General features: G+C 31.1%; 27 protein-coding genes and 1 pseudogene. 12 read left to right on the top strand and 16 right to left on the bottom strand.

Annotation, left to right across the window (positions count from 1 at the left end; genetic code table 11):
• The 5 genes from B3792_RS12100 to ppk2 (B3792_RS12080) all read right to left on the bottom strand — a co-directional run.
• Positions 1–798: TonB-dependent receptor plug domain-containing protein (locus B3792_RS12100; RefSeq protein WP_219035057.1), on the bottom strand; the 798-nt coding region annotated here is incomplete at its 3' end.
• A 276-nt stretch (positions 799–1,074) separates the two neighbouring features.
• Entirely contained in the window at positions 1,075–1,425 is a 351-nt protein-coding gene (gene rplS, locus B3792_RS12095; RefSeq protein WP_019975296.1) for a 50S ribosomal protein L19, read from the bottom strand.
• Positions 1,426–1,540: 115 nt separating this feature from the next.
• Positions 1,541–2,344 (bottom strand): polyphosphate kinase 2, encoded by an 804-nt coding sequence (gene ppk2, locus B3792_RS12090; RefSeq protein ID WP_291046653.1) that lies wholly within the window; start codon positions 2,342–2,344, stop codon positions 1,541–1,543.
• A gap of 17 nt (positions 2,345–2,361) precedes the next feature.
• On the bottom strand, positions 2,362–3,180 hold the full coding sequence (gene ppk2 / locus B3792_RS12085) for a polyphosphate kinase 2 (RefSeq protein WP_125348818.1): 819 nt from the start codon (positions 3,178–3,180) through the stop codon (positions 2,362–2,364).
• A gap of 17 nt (positions 3,181–3,197) precedes the next feature.
• Positions 3,198–4,004: a polyphosphate kinase 2 gene (gene ppk2, locus B3792_RS12080; protein WP_312150877.1), complete on the bottom strand. Its 807-nt coding sequence runs from the start codon at positions 4,002–4,004 to the stop codon at positions 3,198–3,200.
• Between the two features lie 254 nt (positions 4,005–4,258).
• Between ppk2 (B3792_RS12080) and B3792_RS12075 the strand changes: the two genes are divergently transcribed.
• From B3792_RS12075 to B3792_RS12055, 5 genes and pseudogenes are all read left to right on the top strand, one after another.
• Entirely contained in the window at positions 4,259–4,564 is a 306-nt protein-coding gene (locus tag B3792_RS12075) for a hypothetical protein (RefSeq protein ID WP_125348816.1), read from the top strand.
• A gap of 68 nt (positions 4,565–4,632) precedes the next feature.
• Positions 4,633–4,929 (top strand): YHS domain-containing protein, encoded by a 297-nt coding sequence (locus tag B3792_RS12070; protein ID WP_219035055.1) that lies wholly within the window; start codon positions 4,633–4,635, stop codon positions 4,927–4,929.
• A complete protein-coding gene (locus tag B3792_RS12065) occupies positions 4,922–5,578 on the top strand; it encodes an SCO family protein (protein WP_219035054.1) in 657 nt (218 codons plus the stop codon). Before B3792_RS12070 ends, B3792_RS12065 begins: the two co-directional genes overlap by 8 nt.
• 90 nt (positions 5,579–5,668) lie before the next feature.
• Positions 5,669–5,803 (top strand): hypothetical protein, encoded by a 135-nt coding sequence (locus tag B3792_RS12060; RefSeq protein ID WP_257468223.1) that lies wholly within the window; start codon positions 5,669–5,671, stop codon positions 5,801–5,803.
• A 15-nt stretch (positions 5,804–5,818) separates the two neighbouring features.
• Positions 5,819–6,352: pseudogene (locus B3792_RS12055) on the top strand (LysR family transcriptional regulator); the annotation flags it as partial.
• On the opposite strand, the gene B3792_RS12050 reads toward B3792_RS12055, so the two are convergent.
• From B3792_RS12050 to B3792_RS12040, 3 genes are all read right to left on the bottom strand, one after another.
• A complete protein-coding gene (locus tag B3792_RS12050; RefSeq protein ID WP_221856653.1) occupies positions 6,349–7,014 on the bottom strand; it encodes a response regulator in 666 nt (221 codons plus the stop codon). The pseudogene B3792_RS12055 and the gene B3792_RS12050 overlap by 4 nt on opposite strands.
• Before the next feature lie 14 nt (positions 7,015–7,028).
• A complete protein-coding gene (locus B3792_RS12045) occupies positions 7,029–8,729 on the bottom strand; it encodes a tetratricopeptide repeat-containing sensor histidine kinase (protein WP_291050833.1) in 1,701 nt (566 codons plus the stop codon).
• A 63-nt stretch (positions 8,730–8,792) separates the two neighbouring features.
• A complete protein-coding gene (locus B3792_RS12040) occupies positions 8,793–8,948 on the bottom strand; it encodes a hypothetical protein (RefSeq protein WP_291046670.1) in 156 nt (51 codons plus the stop codon).
• 590 nt (positions 8,949–9,538) lie between these two features.
• On the opposite strand from B3792_RS12040, the gene B3792_RS12035 reads away from it, so the two are divergent.
• Positions 9,539–10,087, top strand: a complete 549-nt coding sequence (locus B3792_RS12035; protein WP_221856659.1) for a hypothetical protein — start codon at positions 9,539–9,541, stop codon at positions 10,085–10,087.
• Between the two features lie 58 nt (positions 10,088–10,145).
• Here the strand turns inward: B3792_RS12035 and B3792_RS12030 are convergent, their stop codons facing one another.
• From B3792_RS12030 to cysD, 7 genes are all read right to left on the bottom strand, one after another.
• Entirely contained in the window at positions 10,146–11,588 is a 1,443-nt protein-coding gene (locus tag B3792_RS12030; RefSeq protein WP_221856661.1) for a TSUP family transporter, read from the bottom strand.
• A gap of 19 nt (positions 11,589–11,607) precedes the next feature.
• Positions 11,608–13,260 (bottom strand): NADPH-dependent assimilatory sulfite reductase hemoprotein subunit, encoded by a 1,653-nt coding sequence (locus B3792_RS12025; RefSeq protein WP_291064554.1) that lies wholly within the window; start codon positions 13,258–13,260, stop codon positions 11,608–11,610.
• A gap of 19 nt (positions 13,261–13,279) precedes the next feature.
• Entirely contained in the window at positions 13,280–13,408 is a 129-nt protein-coding gene (locus tag B3792_RS12020; RefSeq protein WP_291046682.1) for a hypothetical protein, read from the bottom strand.
• 51 nt (positions 13,409–13,459) lie between these two features.
• Positions 13,460–14,938: a diflavin oxidoreductase gene (locus B3792_RS12015; RefSeq protein ID WP_291046685.1), complete on the bottom strand. Its 1,479-nt coding sequence runs from the start codon at positions 14,936–14,938 to the stop codon at positions 13,460–13,462.
• Between the two features lie 152 nt (positions 14,939–15,090).
• Positions 15,091–15,636, bottom strand: a complete 546-nt coding sequence (locus tag B3792_RS12010; protein WP_260509644.1) for a uroporphyrinogen-III C-methyltransferase — start codon at positions 15,634–15,636, stop codon at positions 15,091–15,093.
• A gap of 148 nt (positions 15,637–15,784) precedes the next feature.
• Entirely contained in the window at positions 15,785–17,020 is a 1,236-nt protein-coding gene (locus B3792_RS12005) for a sulfate adenylyltransferase subunit 1 (RefSeq protein ID WP_219035045.1), read from the bottom strand.
• Positions 17,021–17,071: 51 nt separating this feature from the next.
• A complete protein-coding gene (gene cysD / locus B3792_RS12000; protein ID WP_219035044.1) occupies positions 17,072–17,980 on the bottom strand; it encodes a sulfate adenylyltransferase subunit CysD in 909 nt (302 codons plus the stop codon).
• Between the two features lie 419 nt (positions 17,981–18,399).
• Between cysD and rlmD the strand changes: the two genes are divergently transcribed.
• From rlmD to B3792_RS11975, 5 genes are all read left to right on the top strand, one after another.
• A complete protein-coding gene (gene rlmD / locus B3792_RS11995) occupies positions 18,400–19,818 on the top strand; it encodes a 23S rRNA (uracil(1939)-C(5))-methyltransferase RlmD (RefSeq protein WP_221856669.1) in 1,419 nt (472 codons plus the stop codon).
• A gap of 18 nt (positions 19,819–19,836) precedes the next feature.
• Positions 19,837–20,454, top strand: a complete 618-nt coding sequence (locus B3792_RS11990) for a DUF6452 family protein (protein ID WP_221856671.1) — start codon at positions 19,837–19,839, stop codon at positions 20,452–20,454.
• The gene (locus B3792_RS11985) at positions 20,408–21,094 is read left to right on the top strand and encodes a DUF6048 family protein (protein ID WP_286496284.1); all 687 of its coding nucleotides are present in this window, start codon (positions 20,408–20,410) and stop codon (positions 21,092–21,094) included. The genes B3792_RS11990 and B3792_RS11985 overlap by 47 nt, the downstream gene beginning before the upstream one ends.
• A gap of 15 nt (positions 21,095–21,109) precedes the next feature.
• Complete coding sequence (locus B3792_RS11980; RefSeq protein WP_286496285.1) at positions 21,110–21,349, top strand: hypothetical protein; 240 nt, start codon at positions 21,110–21,112, stop codon at positions 21,347–21,349.
• 170 nt (positions 21,350–21,519) lie between these two features.
• Positions 21,520–21,804 (top strand): GIY-YIG nuclease family protein, encoded by a 285-nt coding sequence (locus B3792_RS11975; RefSeq protein WP_312068481.1) that lies wholly within the window; start codon positions 21,520–21,522, stop codon positions 21,802–21,804.
• 60 nt (positions 21,805–21,864) lie between these two features.
• On the opposite strand, the gene lon is transcribed toward B3792_RS11975, so the two are convergent.
• Entirely contained in the window at positions 21,865–24,303 is a 2,439-nt protein-coding gene (gene lon, locus B3792_RS11970) for an endopeptidase La (RefSeq protein WP_280049909.1), read from the bottom strand.
• Between the two features lie 249 nt (positions 24,304–24,552).
• Here lon and B3792_RS11965 point away from each other — a divergent pair, with 249 nt between their 5' ends.
• The gene (locus B3792_RS11965) at positions 24,553–25,908 is read left to right on the top strand and encodes a DUF6794 domain-containing protein (protein ID WP_291046704.1); all 1,356 of its coding nucleotides are present in this window, start codon (positions 24,553–24,555) and stop codon (positions 25,906–25,908) included.
• The last annotated feature ends 8 nt before the right edge of the window (positions 25,909–25,916 follow it).

The following is a 25,916-nucleotide window of genomic DNA, read 5'->3' as shown; positions in this document are numbered from 1 at the left end:
CGAAGTCATGAAGTACGACAGAAACAAATTATATAATTCATTTCCGTTCATTACTTCGAATTTCCCTGGATTGAAACGATTATAACTTGTAGAATAATCTGCATTTACAACCAATCCATTTCCTCTGGCTCTTTTAGTTGTTACAACTACTACTCCATTCGCTCCACGAGAACCATATTGCGCAGTTGCAGCAGCATCTTTTAATACAGAAATTGTTTCAACATCATTTGGATTAATATTTGGTGTTCCATGATAAATCACTCCATCAACTACCCATAAAGCATCTGTTCCTGCAGAAATACTTGTTTTTCCTCTTAAACGTAATGAAGCCGTTGAACCTGGTTGTCCAGAGCTACTTGTAATTCTAAGACCTGCAACTTTACCTTGTAATAAATTGGTAATGTTCGGAGATTTAGCATCCATTAAGTCTTTTGCATTTACAACAGAAACTGCAGCGGTTACCTCTTCCTTACGTTGTGTAGAATATCCAGTTACAACTGCAGTTCCTAAATCTATATTCTCACTTTTAGGATTTAATTGAGTGGATAAATCTCCTAAATTCTCAGAAGTAACGGTAATTTCCTTGCCTTTAATAATTAAAATATCACCGATTTTGGCATCAATATTAAAATCTCCATTTTCATCTGTGTAAGCTGCCTTATCAGTCCCTTTTATTTTTACCTCTACATCTGCTTCTGGAAAACCATCAGAATCTTTTACATGACCTGTAGTTTGAGCATAAGCAAACGATCCAAGAACAAAAAGAAGACTAAAAATTCTAAATTGTTTTTTTCTCATCTCTTGTGTTAAAATTGTTAACAATAAAAGTATTAAAAAAAACACTTAAGAATTACTCTACAATTCAAATACAAAAATAAACCAAGTAATAAAAGAATATATAGAATAATTTTAGGGATTACTTGTTTCAATAAAATATTAAACTATTTTTTCAACTCTTAATAGAATGTTAAGAAATGGTAAAATTTAATATTTTATATTAAACTTTCAAAATCAGCCAAAAAAAATCCGTTCGATAATCGAACGGATTTTATATTTTTCCTAAAAAAGCAGTTTTTAGTAAGCAGCGTCTTTGATACGAGCTTTTTTACCACGTAATGCTCTGAAGTAGAAGATACGAGCTCTACGAACTTTACCTTTTTTGTTTACTTCAATTTTTTGTAACGCTGGCATGTTAACTGGGAAGATACGCTCTACACCAACATCTCCAGACATTTTACGGATTGTGAAAGTTTCTGTAGTTCCTTGTCCTCTTCTTTGGATAACAACCCCTTTAAAGAACTGAACACGAGTTTTTCCACCCTCTGTAATTTCTTGATAAACTGTAATAGTATCACCTGCTGCGAAAGCTGGGAACTCTTTTTTAGCTACGTATTTCTCTTGTACGTATTTTACTAAATTTTCCATTATTATAATTTCAATTTATTTGAATTGAGCAACTTAAACGTCTTTCGTCAGAGGTTGAACAATGTGGATGCAAAATTAATCAAAAATCTTGATTATACAAATGATTCTCTTTCTTTTATGAATGAATTTTTATTAAATCATTTTCAAAAGATTGATTTGTTAATTGTGCTACGACTGATTTCATCGCTAAAAGTCGAGCAGTTTTTTTATCATCTGTCACAATTTCTAGCCAAGATGAACTTTCTGTTCCTGTTTGCTGAAACATTTTGTCAATGTAATTGGTATAAACATCCCATAACTCTTGTGCCTTTTGATCCAATGCCCCTAATTTCCATTGTTTCAATTCGTCATCTTTCCGATCTTGTAATCGTTCTGCTTGTTCTTCTTTCGAAATCGACAGGAAAATTTTAACCAAAATAATTCCATCATCTTGCAAAAGCTTTTCTACTTCTACTACTTGTTTCATAAACTTTGTATGTTGTTCTTCCGTACAAAATCCGAAAACAGGCTCTACAACAGCACGATTATACCAAGAACGATCAAAGAATACAATTTCACCTGCATTTGGTAATTCTTTAAAATATCGCTGAAAATACCATTGTCCTTGTTCTATTTCAGTCGGCTTTGGTAATGCTTCAACACGATATTTTTTAGGGTTTAGAAATTCTGTTATTCTCGAAATTGTTCCTCCTTTTCCAGCTGCATCACGACCTTCAAAAATAATTAACACACGTTTATTCTCTTGAATAACTTTAGATTGTATTTCTAACAATTTTTCTTGAAGTTCTTTTAATTCTTTCTCATAAGCGAGTTGTTCTTTGAACTTCTTTTCTTTTATAATATCATGTCTAACCAAAAAATCAATGATTTCTTGCTTATTATTTATTTTTTCTAAATCATTTAAATCAAATTCAGCCATAGTTTTAGGTTTGATAATTAATTTTCTTCTTCTAAGTTTTGATGTTTCAAAATACGTTTATTTTTATCATCATAAGGTATTTTAGACAAAATATATTCCATCGCCTCTACTCTAGCCTTGTACTTTTTGTTGGCATCAATGATTTTCCAAGGAGCAAAATCTGTATTTGTTTTCGTAAACATTACATCTTTATAAGCTGAATAAACATCAAACAAATCTTGCGCTTTTTGATCTACAGAGCTATACTTCCATCGTTTGGTTGGTGAATTTACAATATCTGCAAAACGTTTTGCTTGTTGTTCTTTTGTAATCGAAAAATAAATTTTAATCAAATATATTCCCGAATTAATCCACATTTTCTCGACATCATTTACCTCGTTCATAAAAGTTTCATATTCCTCTTGTGTACAAAACCCATTTACAGGCTCTACAACAGCTCTATTGTACCAACTTCTATCAAAAAAAACAATTTCTCCTGCACGTGGTAACTGACGAACATAACGTTGAAAATACCATTGTCCTCGTTCTACTTCATTAGGCTTTGGCAGTGCTATAATTCTATGTTCACGAGGATTTAGATGTTCTACAATTCGACGAATTGCACCTCCTTTCCCAGCTGCATCTCGACCTTCAAAAACAATCACAACTTTTCGTTTATTTTCGGCTACCCAAGTTTGTAATTTTATCAATTCTTCTTGTAATTGCTCTATCCTATTTTCATATTTTACAGTACGCAAGGCTTTCGCAAAATTCAACTTTCCATGATCAGATTGTAAAAGTCCAACAAGACCTTTTTTGGTTTCGATTAATTTTAAATCTTTCGGTTTTAGCTCCATTTTCTTACAATTTAAAATTAATGATTCAATTCTTTTACCATTCGATAATAACGTTCAATCACATTTGGATCTACCATTAAATTTACTTCGGCATCCTCTTTTCCTTTATAATTAAACAAAGAAAGCACATAACGAATAGATTCTAATCTTGCCGTATTTTTATCATTTGCGTTGACAATAATCCAAGGCGAAAAAGAGTTGTGCGTGCGCGTAAACATTTGATTGATATAATGCGAAAATTCATCCCAAAGCTCTTGTCCTTTTGCATCGACTGGACTATATTTCCACTTTTTAAGCGGATTATTTAACCTCGAATCAAAACGTGTTTGCTGCTCCTCTTTAGTCACAGAAAACCACAATTTGACAATATATGTCCCTGATTCGTACAACATATGTTCAAATTCTGAAACTTGCACCATAAATTGCTCATATTGTTGCTCGGTACAAAATCCCATAACTGGCTCTACAACTGCTCTGTTGTACCAACTTCTGTCAAAAAAAACAATTTCACCAGCATTTGGTAACTCTTTGATATAACGATTAAAATACCACTGATTTTGTTCGACTTCTGTAGGTTTATTCAATGCAACAACACGCATAGAACGCGGATTAAGATGCTCGCGAAAACGGCGAATTGTACCTCCTTTTCCTGAAGCATCTCGTCCTTCGAAAATGATTGCAACTTTTTTCTTTTCTGTCGAAATCCAATTTTGAAGATTTACTAACTCTGATTGCAGTTTTAGTAACTCATTTTCATATTCAAACTTCTTTATCACATTTTTATAGAGAGGATTTTCTTCTTGATTTTCGACCAAAAAATGCATTAGTTCTTCGGTTGTTGTAAAATCTAAAATCTTACTTTTTTTCATAAATATTTATAGATTGTAAAATCTTTTTTAAGGTAAAAATTTTACAGAACATAAAAGTGAAGATTATGATAAATCTTTCTTTTAAAATCATAAATTTTATCATATTCAACCTCAATCAATTTGGTTAAATTTGTCAATAAATTAGTTTTTTGCGCATACTATTTTTCATATCACTCATATTTTCTATCGCATTTCGTCCTTTAATGCCGATGATAGATTATGTTTTAAATTATGAAGAAATCGCAAATGAACTTTGTGAAAATCGAGAAAAACCTGAATTACTTTGTAATGGTTTTTGCTATTTGAAAGAAGAAATTTCGAAAAGTGAAAAGAATCAGCCAGAAAATCATTTTGTCAAAAATTCGGTCAAAATTTTAGATGCGATTGTTCCTCAAAAACAAATTATTTCTCCAAAAAAGTATTTTACGCAAAAAAATAAATTATCAACTGATCATTATCAAGATATTAATTCTAACTATATTATTCGTTTAGTTTTTCATCCTCCAATTGTTTAATTTTTCTTTTATAGATCTAAACTATAGAATCAGATAACAATTAATTAAAAACAAATAAACAATCTAAAATGAAAAATTTAAAAAACACATTCTCTTTAATAGTCTTAGGGTTTGCATTATTTTCTTGTAATAAAGAGCAAACAAAACAAGAGAATTTTGAAGTAAAGCATGTTTCTCACGAAGAAATGAAAGCTGTAACTAAATTGGATGTTGCGGTTGTGAACGAAGTTGATCCAATTTGCGGAATGAAAACTGCAGATCATTTGAGTGACACAGCTAATTACCAAGGAAAAACGTATGGTTTTTGTTCGACAATGTGCAAAGAAGAGTTTCTAAAAAATCCTGAAAAACATATCCATGAATAAACAATTAATAGCCGTTATTGTTATTATTTTAGGCGTTATAGGAACTGTTTTTTGGCTAAAAAATAAGCCTAAAGATGAACTTTACACGGTAATGAAAGTTCCGGAATTTTCGATGACAAATCAAAATAATCAAACGATTACAAATCGTGATATGTTAGGAAAAGTGTACGTTGTAGAATTTTTCTTTACAAGTTGTCCAACGATTTGCCCAGTAATGAGTAACAATTTACGCACAATAGAAGATGAAATAAATGATGCAAACCTTGGTTTTATTTCGATTACAATTGATCCAAAACGAGATACACCTGCACGATTGTTAGAATATGCAAAACAAATTGGTGTAAAATCACCGAATTGGCATTATTTGACTTCGGATCGAGAAGAAATTGAGCAACTTTCGGATAAATTCAATATTTATGTTGGAAAAGACGAAACAACTGCCGAAGGTCTAAATCACAGCGGAAAACTTGCATTGGTTGATAAACAAGGAAATATCAGAAGTCGATATGATAAAATGGGTGTTCCAATACTGTTTTATTCGGGACTGAATTACAAAGATCCTGAAGGAAAAGAACCTTCTCTAGCTGGAAAATATCATCCTGAAATAGAATTTTTAAAAGAAGATATAAAAAAACTTCTTGCAGAATAAAATTTAAAACCCTCCTAAAAATGGAGGGTTTTGTTTTAATTATAATTTTCTAAATCACAGCAAATTATTGTTTGTCCTTATGGAAAATTGATGGACGGAATGCATCGTGTTGTAAAAGCAAATTTATTGGATTTGAAAACAATAAAAGCGTATCGACTTTCGACCTTACCAAACCCCGATTATATTGATGTAGATCCTGACGATTTACCTTATGATGAAAATTAAAATTTAGAAGTTAAGCAATCAAATCTTGAATGGTTCAGAACATTTAAAGCAATTTATGAAACTGGGACTTTATCTGCTGCTGCGCAACAATTATTTATTTCACAACCTGGTTTTAGCTTACATCTCAATTCGTTAGAAGCCTATACGGGCTACAAATTATTTGATCGATCGGCGCGAAAAATGGTTCCGACTGAAAAAGGAAAAATTTTGTATAATTTTATTTTAGAACCGATTCAAAAATTAGCTGCTGCGGAGCAACATTTTTGGAAAGAAAATTTTAAAGAACATCCAGATTTCAAACCAAATTATATTGTCCCAAATATCAGTTCTATTATTCGTTGTTTGAGCGATGGAAATGGCTTTTCTATTGTTCCCGACTTTTTATGTCAAGAAGCACTAAATTCTGGTAAAATAAAATTGGTTTGGCAAGGTGAAAAACCGTTGGAAAATACACTCTATTTTGGTTCACGAAAAAATACGATTTACGAAAAAGAAATTGAGCAATTGCAACAGATTTTTGTAGATAAATGGTGTAAAGATTTGGGTTAAATACTTCCCAAATCTTTGAAAAACGCAACCAATTGATGATTACTTGTAATTTGTAGCGACTCTTTTAATGAGCCCAATCTCTTTTCTACACTACTTAGACTTGCAGGTTTGATATTATTTTGTTTTAAGTGATTTGAAATATCTTTTAGTAAAATTCCATTCGAAAGCAAAGAAACTAACGTAACATCATACGAAGTTATTTCATACGTATTTTTTTGTTTGATACTACGTTTCATGTCCAATTCCAAATGCATTCCGCCCGCAAAAACAGTTTGTATCGCTTTTTTCAACTCTTTCGAATCTTCTCTTCCTTTCGCCACAAACCCATCTATATGGTATTCCTTGAAAAGATTATCCACCATATCCGCTTTCTTTTCTACCGAAAAAACAATCACTTTCAAATTTGGCTGAATTGCTTTTACAGCTTCAATTAAATCTCGTCCACTTTTCAAGTTTTGCTCGCGATGATCTTCTTCAAAAGACAAATCAGAAATCAATAAATCATAAGGTTGATTGTCGTGCAATGCTTTTTTCACTTTCAAGAATGCATCATCACAATAAAAAGCATAATCAGGATTTTCTACATGTAAATCTTTTAAAACTTTCTGAATCGAAATATTAAAACTCTCAAAATCTTCTGCAATTAATACTTTTTTAAACATACTTTTTATTTAGGTTATTGAATTGGAAATATGATCTTAATTTTTAGACCATTCACATTTTCAGTTTCAAAAATAACATCTCCGTTTAGATTAGAAATACGTGAAACCGTATTTTGCAAACCATTTTTAGGTTTTAAGTCCGAAATCCCAATTCCATTATCTGAATAATTGATAATAATTTGTTGGTTTTCTTCTTTAAAATTTAGTATAACTCGTGAAGCTTCGCTATGTTTTTTCATGTTCGTCAACAATTCTTGCATCACTAAGAAAACCTCTGTTTTAGCATAATCTTTTACGTTTCTCCAAAGTTCTTTTTCATTTCCAATCAAATATATTTTGACTTGTTCCGAATCATAAGAACTTATCAATTGTGCTAATTTTTCTGCAAAATTTTCTTGTTGATTTTCATCAATCCTATCATAGGAAATATCGCGCGAAATTTCATAAACCACCTCCAATTTATCTAAAATTTGATCACGATTAAATTCTGATTTATTCTCAATATCAGACATCACATGATAAATTCCGTTCGCCACTTTATCGTGTACTTTTTTAGAATATTTCAGTTCTGTTTTTTTGACTTCCAAAACCTTTTCTTGTTGCAACAAAACTTTCTCTTGCTCTAATTTTTGCTTTCTTTTTCTGTACAAAAAATATCCAAAAACAAACAAAACGATCAATAAACCGATTAGAATGTAAAGTTTTAAAATATCATTTTTCTTCTTTTCATTCTCTGCTTCAGCATTCAAAAAATCTGCACGATTTTTCTCCGAATCATAACGCACCAACGCAAATTGATTTTTCGCTCTGTTACGTTCTAACTGAATACTATCGTTTAGCTTTTGATAAGCTTCAAAATATTGTTTTGCATTTGTAGGATTGTCTAATAAAATAAGTTGTTGATAAACTTCTAATTTATCGCCCGCACTCTTATTTTCGAAAGCAATTTGTTTTCTTTTATAAGCATAGTCCAAGGCTTTTTTATAATCTAAATTTGAAAAATAATCTGTTAAATGCGCATAACTTGCATTTTGTCCCCACAAATCATTTTCCTTTAATCTAATATTTAACGCTTTATTTAATTCATTTATAACATTGGACTTATTGTCTTTTAACCATTTGGTATATGCTAAATTATCAGTAATTCGCGCATATTCTTTTGGATTTTCAATTGTATTCTTATCTTTTAGTAATTCTTGGTAAATCTTTATCGCTTCATCATACTGCTTATCGTAACGATAACTATTTGCAATGTTATTTTGATTGATAATATAAACATCTTTTTCTTTAGAAAAATCAATTGCTTTTTGATAATAATCTATAGCATCATTAAAATTTCCTAAATCATGAGAAGTTTGCCCTAAAATATTATATGCACTAGAAAGTGTTTCTTTTTCTTCACTTATTTTAGGGTTTAATAATTTTACCGAAGAAATAATTAATTCTTGGCTTCCAAACCAATCTCCTTGATCTTTAGAAATAAAAGCCATATTTATCAAACATTTTGATGCTTGATGTTTGTTATTCAGTTTTATAAATTCTGAATATGCTTTATTAAAATAAACATAAGCACTATCATTCTCTTGTTTTTCATAAAACTTCCATGCTTTATCATAAGCTTTATTATCTAAATTATCCTGCTCAATCTCTTTGTTTTTAGACTGTTGACATGAAATAATAAAAAGTATAAAATAAAAAAATAAAATTTTTCTCAAATCTCCATATTTACAACCTAAAGCTAAACAAAAAACGGATAGATTACTCTATCCGTTGATGATTTATTTTTTCACAGGAACATCCCCTTTTTCTCCATTTGTATCACCGTCTATACTATCTGATGAAGTTTGTACAACTGGATGTTGATCTTGTGAAATTGTGTTTGCATTTTGATTTGGTAAAAAGAATCCCAATAAAGCGAATAATAATTCTAACATAGCTTAAATTTTTAATTTTTTGATATAGGTGCTCTTCCTCACAAAACAGATTGCGAGTAGTGTACACGAGAAAAAAGAAGCGCTTCTTTAGTAGGAAGTTTTTTGTAGTCTTGAGAACAATTCAGGAAAAATGCTTCCCTTCAAATCACCTCAACTATTTTCGAGACTACGTTTTCAGAAATCAAGTTTTTTGTTTTTGTTTTGATTTCTATTGCAAAGTAAATACAGAACACAAAGTCGCTGTTAAACAAACAATAGACAAGTTTTGGACAATTATTGGACAGCTTGTTTTACGGTAAACCGTAATTTATTTTGTCCAAAATTTGTCTACTTTGTAAAAGAATTAAAAATGAAATGTCTACGAAAAAATATCTATTCGAAAAAGTTTTTGAGAAAGCAAAAAATGAATTTGGGAGTTGAAGTAAAAATGGAATGTCTGTGCATTTAGAAAAAGTAATTTCAGATGATTATAATTATCCTATAACAAGCAAATCTTTTTTCAAGATATTTTGATGATTTCGTGAAAGAAAATAATTTAAAGAAGGAAATAAGTCCTGATTTATTAAACATTCTTGCTCATTATATCGGTTATGAAAGTTTTGGAGATTTTAATCAAAAAAATCAGCAGACAAAAAAATGAAGAAAAAGAAGTTAATGTAGAAGAAATCGCATCCGTAGAACCAATAATAGATAATAATATTTCTGAAGAAGAATCAATAATTAATCTTCCATCAAAAAAGAATAATTTCTTTCAGAAAATAAAACTTCAACGAAATAAAGTAATTGCTGGAAGTGGTATTGCTATGATTTTGGCTAGCGGAGGATTATTTCTTAATTCAATGAATCAAAATTCGTCTTGTATGGTTTGGAAAGAAAATCATTATGAAGAAATAGAATGCGAAAAAACTTCGCCACAAATGAATGCTGTTCCATATAACGAAGCTGTTTTTCAATTGAAGAAAATCACAAAACCTGATACTTTAAATTTTAAAAATGCACTTGATAAAGTTTGGTATACAAAGAAAAATGGTGAAGTAGAATTTTTTACCAATTATGGTTTACATTCCGAAAATGGTAAAACATTGAAACCTGTCACAAAATATATTTTAACTAAATATGTCTTAAATAATGAACAATAAAAAACACTCAACATGCGAGATGAAGAGTGTTTTGATTGTTAGAAATGATATATAAAATTTAGAAAATTTTAAAAAGAATTCGAATACTAAATGTGATCACTAAAAAAGCTACAGCCAAAATAGCAACTTTCTGAGGTATTTTGCCTGCTAATTTCGCAGCAATTGGCGCTGCTAAAGCTCCTCCAATTATTAAACCTGCAATGATAAAACCATGACTTACGCCCAAAGCTGCAAAAAAAGTCAACGATGCAGAAAGTGTCACAAAAAACTCGGCTAAACTAACTGTTCCTACTACTAAGTTTGATTTTTTTCCTTTTGCTAATAAAGTTGATGTCACGACAGGTCCCCAACCTCCACCACCAAAAGCATCTAAAAAACCTCCAGCAAATCCTAAAAATCCAACCCGTTTTACTTTTTTGCGTTCGATTTTTTTTCTGAATGCTAAAATAATTAATCGAATTCCGATGATCAACGTATACGAAGCTAAAATTCCGTAAGTAATTGTTTCATATTTGTTTCCCAAATAAACCAATAATAATGATCCCGAAACTGCTCCAATAACACCTGGAATAGCCAATGCCAATAATAATTTTTTGTTTACATTTCCAAATCTATAATGCGAAAAACCACTAATTCCGCTCGAAAACATTTCGGCAGTATGAATACTACCACTTATCGAGGGCAGATTGACACCAAACAACATCATGCTTGTGGAACACGTTACACCATATCCCAAGCCAACTGCTCCGTCTACCATTTGAGCGAAAAAGCCAACAGCCAACATAATGTAAAAAACATTTGGAATGTGAATCACAAAATCTTTCGCTTCCGAAAAACTGACGATTGATGACAAAGCATATCCTAAGAATAATGCGAAGAATACCAAGGTAATTTCGGTTACTAAACGTTTGTATTTTTTTGTCGATTTTTTCCCTTCGAATGAAGACGTTAAATGATTCAAATCAGTTAGTTTTTGATTAAAATCTCCTTTGTGATTGTTTCTGATTTTATTTAAACTTTCAATGTTTTCATCAATTGAATCTGGAATAACATCAGAAAAATACTCTCTCAAACGTTTTGCCATTATAGGAGATTGTCCATTTGTAGAAATCGCAATTTTAAGATGACCTTTATTCACAATCGAACCTAAATAAAAATCGCACAAATCTGGCTGATCAGCTGCATTAACCAAAATTCCTTTTTCATTTGCTTTTTGCTTCACTTCTTGCGAAGTTTCTTTGTTATCGGTTGCAACAATCACTAAATCTACATCCTCCAAATCACTCGATTCGAACGCATGAGTTTCGTGTTTAATTGTTGAATGTTGAGCAAAAATATCTTTCAATTCTTGTTTAAAATCCTTTGCTACAACTTTCAAATTGATCGAAGGATTTTGTTTGATTAGCGTCGTAACCTTTTCTAATCCTACATTTCCTCCGCCAACAATCAGGAAGCGCAAATGTTCTGTTTTTAAAAATATCGGGAATAAATTATTTTTCATTGTTCTTAAAGGGATTTAACTAATTAACCGAAAAATATTTTCGATAGGTAAAATCTCCGAATGTTTCATTGTCTATTTTTTCATTTGTATAACTTTCGAAAACTTGATCTAGCTCATTCAAAATCTCAGTCTCATTGACTTTTTCTTTATAAATTTTATTCAAACGAACACCATATCGATCTCCACCCAACCTCAAATTATAATGTCCAGCAGAAGTCCCTACAAAACCAATTTCCGAAACATACGAACGACCGCAACCATTTGGACAGCCCGTCATACAAATAGAAATATCATCATTTTGAAGTTGATGTTTTTCTAGCAAAGGCTCTATTTTATTCACCAATTCTGGCAAATAACGTTGCGCTTCTGCTAAAGCCAATGGACAAGTTTGTAAAGCCACGCATGCCATCGAATTTTTTCTAAGTTCACTAATATCTTTGTGAATAGAATACTTTTCTAAAAGCTGTTCAACTATAGCTTTATTTTCAATTGAAATCTCACCTAACAATAAATTTTGATTCGCTATAAAAATAAAATTATTGATATTTAATAAAGCCAATTCATGTAAAAATGCTTTCTGATTAGACTGTACAACTCCATTCTCCACAAATAAAGTGTAATACCACATTCTGTTATTCACTTGTCGCCAATCATAAATATCAGAACGCTCCGTAAATTGATAAGGCTGAGAAGGCTCTAATTTAAAACTAACACGTTTTTCTAATTCAGACTTGAAACCATCAACCGTTAATTTATCAACTGTATACTTTAGTCTCGCTAATTTTCGATCGCCACGATTCCCAAAATCACGCTGAATTGTCAATACTTCATAAGCAACTTTCAACACTTTTTCTTCAGAATCAACAAAACCAATTTCGGTTGATAAACGCGAATATGTATTTGGATTTCCGTGAGTTGTTGACAAACCTCCACCAACAGCGATATTGAAACCTTTCAATTCATTATTTTCGATAATCGCAATCAGTCCCAAATCATTTGCAAAAACATCTACATCATTAGTTGGCGGAATAGCAATTGCAATTTTAAATTTTCGAGGTAAATAGCGGTCTTCATACAAATCATCTTTCTCTGTTTCGCGTTCGTAAATCTTTTCATTATCCACAAAAATCTCATAATAAGCTTGTGTTTTAGGCAACAAATGTTTTGATAATTTATCTGCATATGCATGAATTTGAGCATGAATTGGCGAAAGCAACGGATGAGAACTCGCAATTACATTTCGGTTTACATCGCCACAAGCTGAGATAGAATCTAACGTTGCTTGGTCAAACGATTGTAAAGTTGGACGCAATTGATGTTTCAAAATTCCGTGCAATTGAATGGTTTGACGCGTTGTAATTTTTAAAACGCCTGTTCCATATTGTTCAGAAGTTTCGTGAATTGCCAACCATTTATCAGCGTCAATAATTCCACCCGGAATACGCAAACGAATCATAAACGAATACAATTTGTCTAACTTTTTTTCTGCGCGTTCTTCTCGTCTATCGCGATCATCTTGCACATACATTCCGTGAAATTTCACCAAAGCTTCGTCATCTGCACGTACATTTCCAGTGTGATTATCTAGCTCTATACTTTCTTTTAACGTACCGCGAAGTCCGTCACTTTTTATTTTAATTCCTTCTATAGGAGATTGTTTTTCTATACTCATTTTATTAGTTATTGGTTGATTAGTAAACATCTTTTTGGTAGCGACCTTCTTCTTCCAATTGTTCCAGAAAATTTTTCGCTGAAACCTCATCTTGATTTGATTCTTTTGCTATTAATTCGATCAAAGCACTTTCTACATCTGTACTCATTCCGTCTTTTTGACCGCAGACATACAAATACGCACTTTCGTTTAACCTATTTTAAAGTTCTTTTCCTCGTTCTTTCACTCGATCTTGCACATAAATTTTATGTTTTTGATCTCTCAAAAAAGCTGTATCTAATTTGCTTAAAACTCCTGTTGAAAGCCATTCCTGAATTTCAGTTTGATAATAGAAATCCGAAACAAAATGTTGTTCACCAAAAAACAACCAGTTTTTACCTTCTGCGCCAATTGCATCACGATGTGTCAAAAAACTACGAAAAGGTGCAATTCCTGTTCCCGGACCAATCATAATTACCGATTGATTTTCATCTGGAAGTTTGAAATTTTTATTTTTATGAATGTAAAATTCTATGGATTTATCATGCTCAAAATCTGCTAAAAACTGAGAACATAATCCAGTTTTTTGTTGATCAGAAACTGAAAAAGTATTCAGACTAACCGTTAAATGAATTTCATTATCATATGCTTCATTCGATGATGAAATCGAATATAAACGTGGTGCAATTGGATGCAAAAGATTTAAAATATCATCAAATTTCATTGTAGATTCTGACGAATAATATTTTGATAATAAATCAATTAAATCAATCTTAGTTTCAAGAATTTCTACATTTAAAATTGTTGCAAATTGATCGATTGATTTTTTAGAAAGTGCTCTAATATTTTTTTCTTCAAGTTCTTTTGCGCGATTTTCTTCATTGAAAAATTTTGCAATCGTTAAAATTTCGGTTTGATTATTTTTTGGATAAACACCCAAAGCATCACCTGGTTCGTAATCTACTTGCTCATCAACTGCTATTTCGATATGATACGTTTCATTGTTTGAATCTCTATCATTCAAAACGATTTCATCTTTTATAATTCCTTCGTACGATTTTTTCTGCGTTGAAGAATTTTGCAATTTTTGAGATTGTACAACCGTTGAATTTCCTTCTGATTGAATAGTTTTTAAAATATCCGCAAACCAATTTTCGGCAATTTCTTGATAATCTAAATCTACTTTTACCAAATCGAAAACGCGTTGTGCGCCTAGTTTTCCAAATAATTCATCAATTTCTTCTCCTGATTTACAGAAAAACGGATAAGAAGTATCGCCCAAACCAAAAACAGCAAACTTAGTTTGATTTAATTTTAGATCAGAGTTACTCAAATTATCATAGAATTTTTGCGCATTTTGAGGTAAATCTCCATCTCCTTGCGTACTAAAAATTTGAATTAAGAATTCTTCCTTTTCAATTTTTTCGAGTGGATATTGAAACGCTTCAATCGCTTTGGCTTGAATTTTATTCATCTTAAAAATTCCAAGCAATTGATTAGCTAATTTCTTCGCATTTCCTGTTTCAGTTCCATAGATTATTGTAGGTTTGATTGAGGTTAAAACTTTTTGTTCTTGAGGTACTTCTTGTGTTTGATTTGCAACTAATCCAGCCAAATAACCATTTGTCCAAATAATTTCGTCACGTGATAATTCTTTGACTAAACTTTTTACTAAGTTCAATTTTTCGTTAGCTAGCATAAGAAATTGTTGTTTTATGGTTATCAAAATATGAGTTGGAAGTTGGTTGTTCATCTAACCAAGCGAATGATTGATGCAAATTAACAACATGACCAACGATAATTAAAGTTGGTACAAAATCAAAGGTTGGTAAATGTTTTTCTACAATATTTTCAAAAATAAAAAACTTGCGTTTTCTGATCTGGAGTTGTCGCTTGTTGAATAACTGCTAAACCTTTTTCGGTATCAATTCCATTCAAAATCAACTGATCAGCTAAAGTTTGCAAACGCTGTACACTCATATAAAAAACCAATGTATCAGACGTTTTTGCCCAATCTTTCCATTGTTTGTGTTCAATAGATTTCAAATCGCACAACGTCAACATGCGAACTCCTTTCGAATGATTTCGCGCTGTCAATGGAATTCTCGTGTAAGCTGCAGCACCAAAAGCAGCCGAAATACCTGGAATTATTTCGTACGGAACATGATTTTTTTTCAAGGTTTCTAATTCGTCCAAAATATTAGAGAAAAGTGAAGCATCACCTCCTTTCAATCGAACCACTAATTTTCCTTGCATTACAAACTCAATCATCATATCGTTAATATCTTTTTGAGGCGTATGAATGCCTTTCGAACATTGTTTTCCGACATAAATAACCAACGCATCTTTTGACGCATATTCGTCTATTAACACTGGAGAAACCAAGCGATCTGTCAAAATAACATCTGCTTTTTTTGATATAATTTAATGTTTTGAGCGTCACCAATTCTGGATCTCCATGACCAGCGCCAGCCAAAATTACTTTTCCTATTGTTGTTTGCATGTTTGTAATAAATAAGTTGATTGATAAGATTTAATTGATGTTTTAATCAATAAACATCAAAGCAGCGACTGTATTTTTCGTTGTTTCGTCAATCAAAATGGCATTTCCTGTATGAATATTTTCTTTGAAAGAATCAAAAAATAAAGGTTGATTTGTTTTTAAAACAACTTGTCCAATATCATTTAACTTGATTTCTTCAGATGGAATAAATTCCCAATTATTAATATCCCATTGTTGATCGATTGTTTTGATTTTTGCACGAACCGAATGAAAACGATGTTGCAACACATACGTTTTTCCTTGTTGTAATGCATTATTGTCTAACCAACAAATCCACGCTTTTAGCACATTTGTAGTTTGCGGTTCTTCGGAAGTTTTTACAATTGTGTCTCCTCTACTGATATCTATATTATTTTCGAGATGAATCACAACATTTTCTCCTGCTTCAGCATGTTGTACTTCTTCCAAATGACGTTCTATTTTAACAATTTTTGATTCGATATTTGATGGATAAACTTTAATAGAATCCCCAACTTTGTAGGCTCCACTCAAAATTTGCCCCGCATAACCTCTATAATCGTGATGCTCTTCATCTTTTGGACGAATTACCCATTGAACCTGAAAACGAGCTGCTAAATTTTTATCTGTTTCAATCGAAATTGTTTCCAATTGATGCAATAATGTTTCTCCATTGTACCAAGGCGTTTTTGCAGATTTTTCGACAATATTATCGCCAACCAAAGCAGAAACTGGAATAAAAGTTACTTCATCATAATTCAATTGATCTTGAATTTGTTGAAAATTATTTTTTATCTTTTCGAAAATATCTTGTGAATAATCAACCAAATCAATTTTATTAATGGCGATAATTGCTTTTTTAATTCCCATTAACGATCCAATACTTGCATGACGTTTTGTTTGAGAAGTGATTCCTTTACGTGCATCAACCAAAATAATAATCAACTCTGAATTTGAAGCTCCTGTAATCATATTTCGCGTGTATTGCTCATGTCCAGGCGCATCTGCAATAATAAATTTTCGTTTTGCAGTCGAAAAATATTTGTACGCTACGTCTATTGTAATTCCTTGTTCGCGCTCGGCACGTAAACCATCTGTAATCAAAGACAAATCAATTTCGTCGTCTTCATTTGATTTACGTTTTTCTAAAACACCCAATTGATCGGTGTGAATACTATTCGAATCGTAAAGTAAACGCCCTATTAAAGTACTTTTACCATCGTCTACGTTTCCTGCTGTTATAAATTTTAATGCATTCATTTTACTTAATTCCTATAGATATTATAGAGTTTTGTTTAAAAAAATTTTGACTTAGAAATAACCTTGTTTTTTACGTTCTTCCATCGCCGATTCTGACAATTGATCATCCAAACGAGTTTGTCCTCTTTCGCTAATTCTTGTATTGATAATATCAATAATAATATCTTCAATCGTAGAAGAATCTGAAGGTACAGCCGCTGTACACGTCATATCACCAACCGTTCTGTATCGTACTTTTTCTACCACAACTTCATCGTCTGCATTTGGCTGAATAAAATCTGAAGTCGCTATTAATTTATCATTGTAAACAATACATTCACGCTCGTGAGCAAAGTATAAATTTGGCAATTCGATGTTATTTTGTTTGATATAATTCCAAACATCTAATTCTGTCCAATTGCTAATCGGAAAAACACGAACATTATGTCCTTTTTCAATTCTTCCGTTCAAAATATTCCACAATTCAGGACGTTGAAGTTTCGGGTCCCATTGGCCAAAATCATCACGAACTGAGAAAATACGCTCTTTTGCACGTGCTTTTTCTTCATCGCGACGAGCTCCTCCAATACATGCATCAAATTCATTTTCTTCAATCACATCTAATAACGCATACGTTTGTAAGGCATTACGAGAAGGAAAACGGCCAGAAGTTTCTTTCAGATTATATTTTTTTATAGCATTTTCTACAGAGGCTACAATCAATTTTTCACCGATTTTATCAACCAAATAATCTCTAAATTTTATCGCTTCAGGAAAATTGTGTCCTGTATCTACGTGTACTAAAGGAAAAGGAAATTTCCCTGGACGAAAGGCTTTCAAAGCTAAATGAATCAAAACAATCGAATCTTTTCCTCCTGAAAATAACAATGCTGGACGCTCAAATTGAGCAGCTGTTTCTCTCAGAATGTAGATTGCTTCGTCTTCTAATTGATTTAAATAATTTTTTTCTTGACTTGACATTCTTTCTAACTTTCTAACTTATTTTTTGACAATAAAAAACTCCTCAAAATTTTAGAGGAGTTCATGAACTATTATTTTCGTAATTAATACATCACAACATATTCCACCTCTTGTAAAGAGCGACACATATACATTGACATATTAAATACTATTTTTTTCATTTTTCATGTTACATTTCTGAGTTCAAAATTATATTATTTTTCTAAATAAATATAATTAATAGAATAGTTTAAATAACAAACCTATTTTTCAAACAATTTAAAGAAAATTATCCTAAATAAGTTTATTCAATATAATAATAATCTATAAAACCGATAGATTTTATGTTGTAAAAGTAAAAATTTTATTTAAAATACAAAGATTGATTCCAAAAAAAGATAAAAAATTGAATATTTCGGGGACTTGCTTACCTTTGCAAAATGTCAAGAAAAGCGAAACAAAAAATCATATTAAATAATATAGAAGTTTTACGTGCTGGTGCAAAAGGTGTATCGGTTGGTAAAACAGAGGAAGGAAAAACGGTTCTGATAAAAGGCGCAATTCCAGGAGACGTTGTAGATGTACACGTTTTGAAGAAAAAAAGCAGCTATTTAGAAGGACAAGCAATCGAAATTCACACAAAATCTCCTTATCGCGTTCAGCCAGAATGTGAGCATTTTGGTGTTTGCGGTGGTTGTAAATGGCAAGATATGAGCTATGATGCGCAATTAAAATTTAAGCATGACGAAGTGGTTAACAATTTGGTTCGTATCGGAGGTTTCAAAGATTTAGATGCTGAAATTGTTCCAATTTTAGGTTCTAAAGAACAATATTTTTACCGTAATAAATTAGAGTTTACTTTTTCTAATGCACGTTGGTTAACGTTAGAAGAAATTCAGTCTGGGAAAGAATTTGACGACCGTGACGTAGTTGGATTCCATATTCCTGGTGCTTGGTCTAAAGTTTTGGATGTTACAAAATGTCACTTGCAACGTGATCCTTCTAATGCGATTCGTGTCGAAGCAAAACGTTTTGCATTAGAGCATCATTTAGATTTCTTCGATTTAAAAAATCAAGAAGGTTTATTAAGAACATTAATGATTCGTACTTCTCAGAATGGACAAGTAATGGTTTTGGTTCAATTCTTCCGAGAAGAGAAAGAAAATCGTGAAGCTTTCTTACAAAACTTGAAAGATAAATTCCCTGAAATCACATCTTTATTGTATGCAATCAATCCAAAACAAAACGATTCTGTTTATGATTTAGATATCGAAGTTTTTGCTGGAGATGATCATATTATGGAAAAGATGGAAGATTTGAACTTCAAAATTGGTCCAAAATCTTTCTATCAAACAAATCCAGAACAAGCTTACGAATTATATAAATTAACACGTGATTTTGCAGGTTTAACTGGAGATGAATTAGTATACGATTTATATACTGGAACTGGAACAATTGCGCAATTCGTTTCGAAAAAAGCGAAAAAAGTAGTTGGTGTAGAATCTGTTCAAGAAGCAATTGATGCAGCAAAAGCGGCAGCAAAATTTAATGGAATTGATAATTGTGATTTCTATTGTGGTGATATGAAAGATGTATTGAATCAAGATTTCATTAACGAACACGGAATTCCAGATGTAATTATTACTGATCCTCCACGTGATGGAATGCATAAAAAAGTGGTTGAAAATATTTTGTTTATGAATCCTAAACGTGTTGTTTATGTTTCGTGTAACTCTGCTACACAAGCGCGCGATTTAGAATTGATGAAAGATCAATATAAAATTGTTAAAGTTCAACCAGTTGATATGTTTCCACAAACACATCATGTAGAAAATATTGTACTTTTAGAGCGAATTTAAAATTCAATCAAAAAAAAAATGAAAAATATTCAACGTTTTCTAGCCTACTCAATTTTTGCTTCTATAATTTCTTTAGCATTTTATAGTTGTGAAGATGATGATATTTGTACCGACGAAGGTGATGTTCCACGCATGGTTGCTGATATGTATTATGATGGAACTAATGTTCCTTTGGAAGATTCTATTTATTATTGGGCGTATGTTTATAATGATTCGATTACGAAAGGAATTAGAGAAGCTACAGGAACGAGTAAAGATACTGTCTTAATCGAAAAAAATTCTGCTTTAGGGAAAACAAGTTTCGGAATTACTTTGCGTCAAAATAGTAAAAAAGAGATTTACTATACTATAGCGCAAGGTCCAGATATAGATGTAAAAGATTCTATAACGGGTAAAGTCATCAGAACAATTCCTGCAAAACGTGATCGATTGATTTTAAAATACGATACGCTTGGAAATGGCTATACTTCTAAAGCTTGTGGTTTTGGATTAACTTTTAAAGGAGTTGATGTAAAATTGGTAACAAAAACTGGAAATGGAGCTGGAAATTGGATAAAGAAAATAGAAACTGTAAATACTGAAATTAAAGATGGTTCGACAACTATTATTAAGCTTTTTGCTGACGAGCGCAATTAATTTTGCATTTGGTCAAGAAAATAAAACTGATTCAACAAAAGTTTCGGTTACAGATTCTATTCCCCAAAAAAAATACCACGATATTTTTATCGGTGTAGATATTTTCAATCCAATTGTTTCTGCTTTCAACGATAAAAAAGGAGTTAGCGCTTATGCTTCTTATCAAATCAATAATAAGTGGCATGCCGCTGTAGAAGCTGGTTTCGAGAAAAATAATTTCAATGAAATCAATTGGAATGTTGATGTTGACGGCGTTTTTGCAAAACTTGGTGCAAACTGGTTTATAACGCAAGATATAGAAAATCAATCGAACGGAATTTACATTGGTGGACGAATTGCGTATTCTAAATATTCGCAAACCATCAATAGTTATCCGATTAGAGATTTACAATCGAATGAGATTACAGGAACAGGAAGTTTGCCAAAAGCGAATGTAAGCAGTTATTGGATAGAAGCTGTGGTTGGTGGACGTGTAGAGATTTTCAAGAATTTTTATGGTGAGTTAGCCTTGCATCCTGCAGCTTATATTGGAGGTAAAAAAGATCAAGGAATTGATCCTTTGGTTATTCCTGGTTACGGAAAATACAGTGGTCCTTTCAATATGCCAGTTTTTTGGGGAATTGCTTATAAGATAAACTAAGACTAAAAACTTGTTATGAATCAAATTAGATTAACAAAAGATAATATTTCTCTTTTTCCGAAATATAATAAATTACTTCAAAATGGAAAAATAAAATTCGATTCTTTAGGTCGATTAAGATATTTACATGGAGCACCAATAGGAGATTTGATTCAAATCAAAATAGATAAAAATGGAAAAACAATTTATAAAGAAATAAGTGATGAATGGTTTGATCCAGAAAGTGAAAAAGCTAAAAAATTTGTTTGGTTATAGATTTATATACAAACTAAAAAAGGAACTCTAATTGAGTTCCTTTTTTCTTGATGCGAAGCTGAAATAAATTCAGCTTGACATTTTTTCTCTACATTATCATTAATAATCCTTAAATTAGTTTATCTAACTAAGTCATCCTGAATTCGTTTCAGGAACATATCATATAAGGAATTCTGAAAATATATTATGTTTATATACTTACAAACAAATATCGAACTGTTTTTTATATTGGAGTTACCAACAATTTAATTAAAAGAATAGAAGCTCATAAAGAAGGAATTGGTTCAGCTTTCACTCAAAAATACAATGTAAAATCATTAATTTATTTTGAAGATTTTACTTCAATTAGTCAAGATATGTTAAGAGAAAAGCAATTGAAAAATTGGAAACGGGAATGGAAAATTAATTTAATTAAATCTAAAAATCCAAATTTAGAAGATATTAGTATTCTATAATAAACAAAAAAGGAACTCTAAATTGAGTTCCTTTTTATATGTTCTAAAAAGATTTATAGATTAATCCAAAACCTTTGCTCCTTTTACTTTTTGATTCGTTAAAGCAATATCCAAAACTTCTTTCATTTCTTTTACAAAATGAAAAGTCATTCCTTTTACGTATTCTGCTTTAATTTCTTCAATATCTTTTCGGTTATCTTCGCACAAAATAATTTCTTTGATATTTGCACGTTTTGCCGCTAAAATTTTCTCTTTAATTCCGCCAACTGGCAACACTTTTCCACGAAGCGTGATCTCACCTGTCATTGCTAATTTTGCTTTTACTTTTCGTTGTGTAAAAGACGAAACCAAAGACGTCAACATTGTAATTCCGGCAGATGGTCCATCTTTTGGCGTTGCTCCTTCCGGAACGTGAATATGAACTTTATAATTCTCGAAAACTTCTGGTTTAATTCCCAATTCATCCGCATGCGATTTGATGTATTCTAATGCAATTGTTGCAGATTCCTTCATCACAGTTCCTAAATTTCCTGTAATAGAAAGTCCACCATTTTTCGCTTTCGATAAAATAGATTCGATAAATAAAATATCTCCACCAACACTTGTCCAAGCTAAACCTACTACAACTCCAGGAACCTCATTATTCTCATATTGATCTGGTGTAATAGAAGGTCCTAAAATTTTAGAAATATCTTCGATTGAATATTTAGTATTAAATTCTTCTTCCAACGCAATATGTTTTGCAGCTGAACGAACTAATTTCGCAACTTTCTGATTCAATTTTCGAACTCCCGATTCGCGCGTATAACCCGTAATCAAATATTCGATTTCTTTTTTACCTAACACAACATCTTTCTCTTTTAAGCCATGTTCTGTTAATTGTTTTGGTAGAAGGTGACGTTTTACGATTTCAGATTTTTCCTCGATTGTATAACCTGCAATATTAATCATCTCCATACGATCGCGTAACGGACTTGGAATATCTCCAATATTATTAGCTGTCGCAATGAAAAATACTTTCGATAAATCGTAGCCAATTTCTAAGAAATTATCATAAAAAGTTGAATTTTGCTCTGGATCTAAAACCTCTAACATTGCTGATGAAGGATCTCCATGCGCACTAGCCGACATTTTATCAATCTCATCTAAAACAAAAACCGGATTCGACGATTCAGATTTTTTGATTGACTGTAAAATTCTTCCTGGCATCGCTCCAATATAGGTTTTACGATGACCACGAATCTCAGATTCATCGTGTAAACCACCCAACGACATACGTACATATTTGCGCCCAATCGCTTCTGAAATAGATTTCCCCAACGATGTTTTACCAACACCCGGAGGTCCATACAAACAAAGAATTGGCGAACGCATATCTCCTTTCAATTTCAACACAGCAAGATGCTCCAAAATGCGTTCTTTCACATCTTCTAAACCATAATGATCATGATCTAAAATTTTCTTTGCATTCTTGATATCAAAGTTATCTTTTGTCAAGGTATTCCAAGGTAAATCCAACATAAATTCAAGGTAATTACGCTGAATATTATGTTCTGGCATTTGCGGATTTAGACGAGAAAGACGGTTGATTTCTTTATCAAAATGATTTGCTACATCTTCGCTCCAACTTTTCGTTAAAGCACGTTTGCGCATTTCATTAATTTCTTCTTCTGTCGAATTCCCTCCTAATTCTTCTTGAATCGATTTGATTTGTTGATTTAAGAAATATTCTTTTTGTTGTTGATCTAATTCTTTGCGAACTTTATTCTGAATCGTATTCTTTAATTCCAATTTCTGAAGCTCAACATTCATAAAACGCATCACTTCCATTGCGCGAAGTTTCATATCAGAAATTTCTAATAACAACTGTTTTTCATCTAAACTTAACGTCAAATTAGACGCTACAAAGTTGATTAGAAATGTATTACTTTCGATACTTTTTATAGCTCCTGCAGCTTCCGAAGGCAACATTGGATTTTCTTCTACAATCTGAAAAGCTAAATCACGAATTGATTCAATAATAATTGGATATTCTTTGTTGCGTGATGTCGGAACTTTTTCTGTCAAAATTTCTACTTCAGCCTTGAAATAAGGATCATTTGATACAAATTCTTTAACTTTGAAGCGTTTCATCCCTTGTAAAATCACCGTAATGTTTCCATCTGGCAATTTTATCATTCGCATGATTTTCGCAACTGTACCAACTGTATACAAATCGTCTTGTGTAGGATCTTCCACAGCAATTTCTTTCTGCGAAAGCACTCCAATAATGCGATCTTCTTTGTAAGCTTGTGTTAAAAGTTGTATAGATTTATCTCTACCCGCGGTAATTGGCGCAACCACACCCGGAAATAAGACAGTGTTTCTTAACGATAAAATAGGCAATACCGAAGAAATATCTTGCTTATTTAGCTTACTTTCTTCGTCTTTACTCATCAAAGGAATTAATTCGATTTCTTCTTCCATTACTTGTGCTAATGACAAATTGTCTATGTTCATAATTTTTTTATACGTTCAAAGTGTCAGTAAAACTATTTTTAACTGACGAAAGCCTTTCATAATAACAACATTATTAAGATTTGAATCTTGTCTAAAGCATTTAGAAAAGCGAGTATAAATAAGTCAAACGTTATGCCAATAAAATATATTGTCAGTTTTTCAATAAAGGTTTTGAATGAGGATGAATAATTATTTTCACAAAGATAAATTTTATTCATAGTTTTAATATCAATTACACAAATAAAATCAATGATAAAATATTACATATTCTTCATACTATTTATTTTAGGTTATATTACCATTTTTTCTCAATGGTCTGGCTTTTCTCCAATTTCAGAAACCTACTCTTCTAATGGGATATATAAATTAAAATCTATTTCATATGATAATTTTATACCTAATTTGAAAGGTGAATCAATTATATTTTTTAATCGAGAACGTGATAGCTTGAGACAAAATAAGGTATATTATAAACTAAATAGATCATTTGATTTAAATGAAAATTTTCCTTTCTTCCTTGCAATAAGTAATGATGGGAGAAAAATAATCTATTTTACAAATTATATAAACAGCAAAGATTTAGAGGAAAGAAATGTGACTTATTATATTGATGGAAAAATAGCTAAAACTTATTCCTCTGAAGAGTTTACCAATTGTGATAAAAACAAAGAGAAATGCAGACTATTTTATGAAGCCGAAAATAGAAATTTGTTCGAAAACTATACTTCTACCTACAAAGAGTACAATAAATCTTTATCAGAGAAAGATATTTTTTTAACTAAAAATTTCATCTTCAATAAAAATGATATTATTTACCTTATAGATAACAGAAAAAAGGTAACACTTTTTGATTTAGACAAAGGTGAAATAATCAAGTCTAATATTGATTTTGATTCTATTTATCCTGCAATAAAAAATATTGAACCTATAAAGAGTAAAATTTCAAATTATGAATATCCATATAAATATATAATAGATGTCAAAAACTCTCTTACTAATGAAAAAATAGCAGAAAGTATTAGTAAACTATCTAACTTAAAATTTATTCCGCTTGAGGATTCAACTTATAATAAATACAAACTTCATCAAATAGAAATAAGCGGCTATTTAAATAGAAATGGAAAATTTGAAATCGAAAATTTAGAAACAGATTCTATTTTTAATAAACAACAAATTGAAAACTATCTTTTAAATTCAACTTTTGAAACTGATTTTATTCCAAAAGAAGTTGACAAAATATATATCACAAATTTCTTTGGTAGCTATAGAAATTATGATGATAGAATTGCTGAATTAGAAACAATAAAAGATAAAGAAAAAAGAAGAATTGAAAGTGAAAAAAGACTTACTTTAGAAAAAATTGATAATATATACATTCCAAAAAATTTATATGAATCATTAACAGAATTAGATAAAATATTAGATTTCGAAAGCAAAAAACAACTCAAAGAATCAACAAATACTTTTATATTTAATTCTCACATGGGTGGTTTGGGTATGTGGATAAGAAACAATTGGGGAATTAATGGTGGTTCTAGATTATCGAAATATTTTAATGATAGAAATATTGGAAAACAAATGTTTGGAAACGTGTGGATATCCTAACGAAAGTT

Source organism: Empedobacter sp. UBA5924 (assembly GCF_002431085.1).
GTDB classification, from domain to species: Bacteria; Bacteroidota; Bacteroidia; order Flavobacteriales; family Weeksellaceae; genus Empedobacter; species Empedobacter falsenii_B.
Note: the sequence above shows the minus strand (reverse complement) of the source record. Positions and strands in the feature narration are given on the sequence as shown.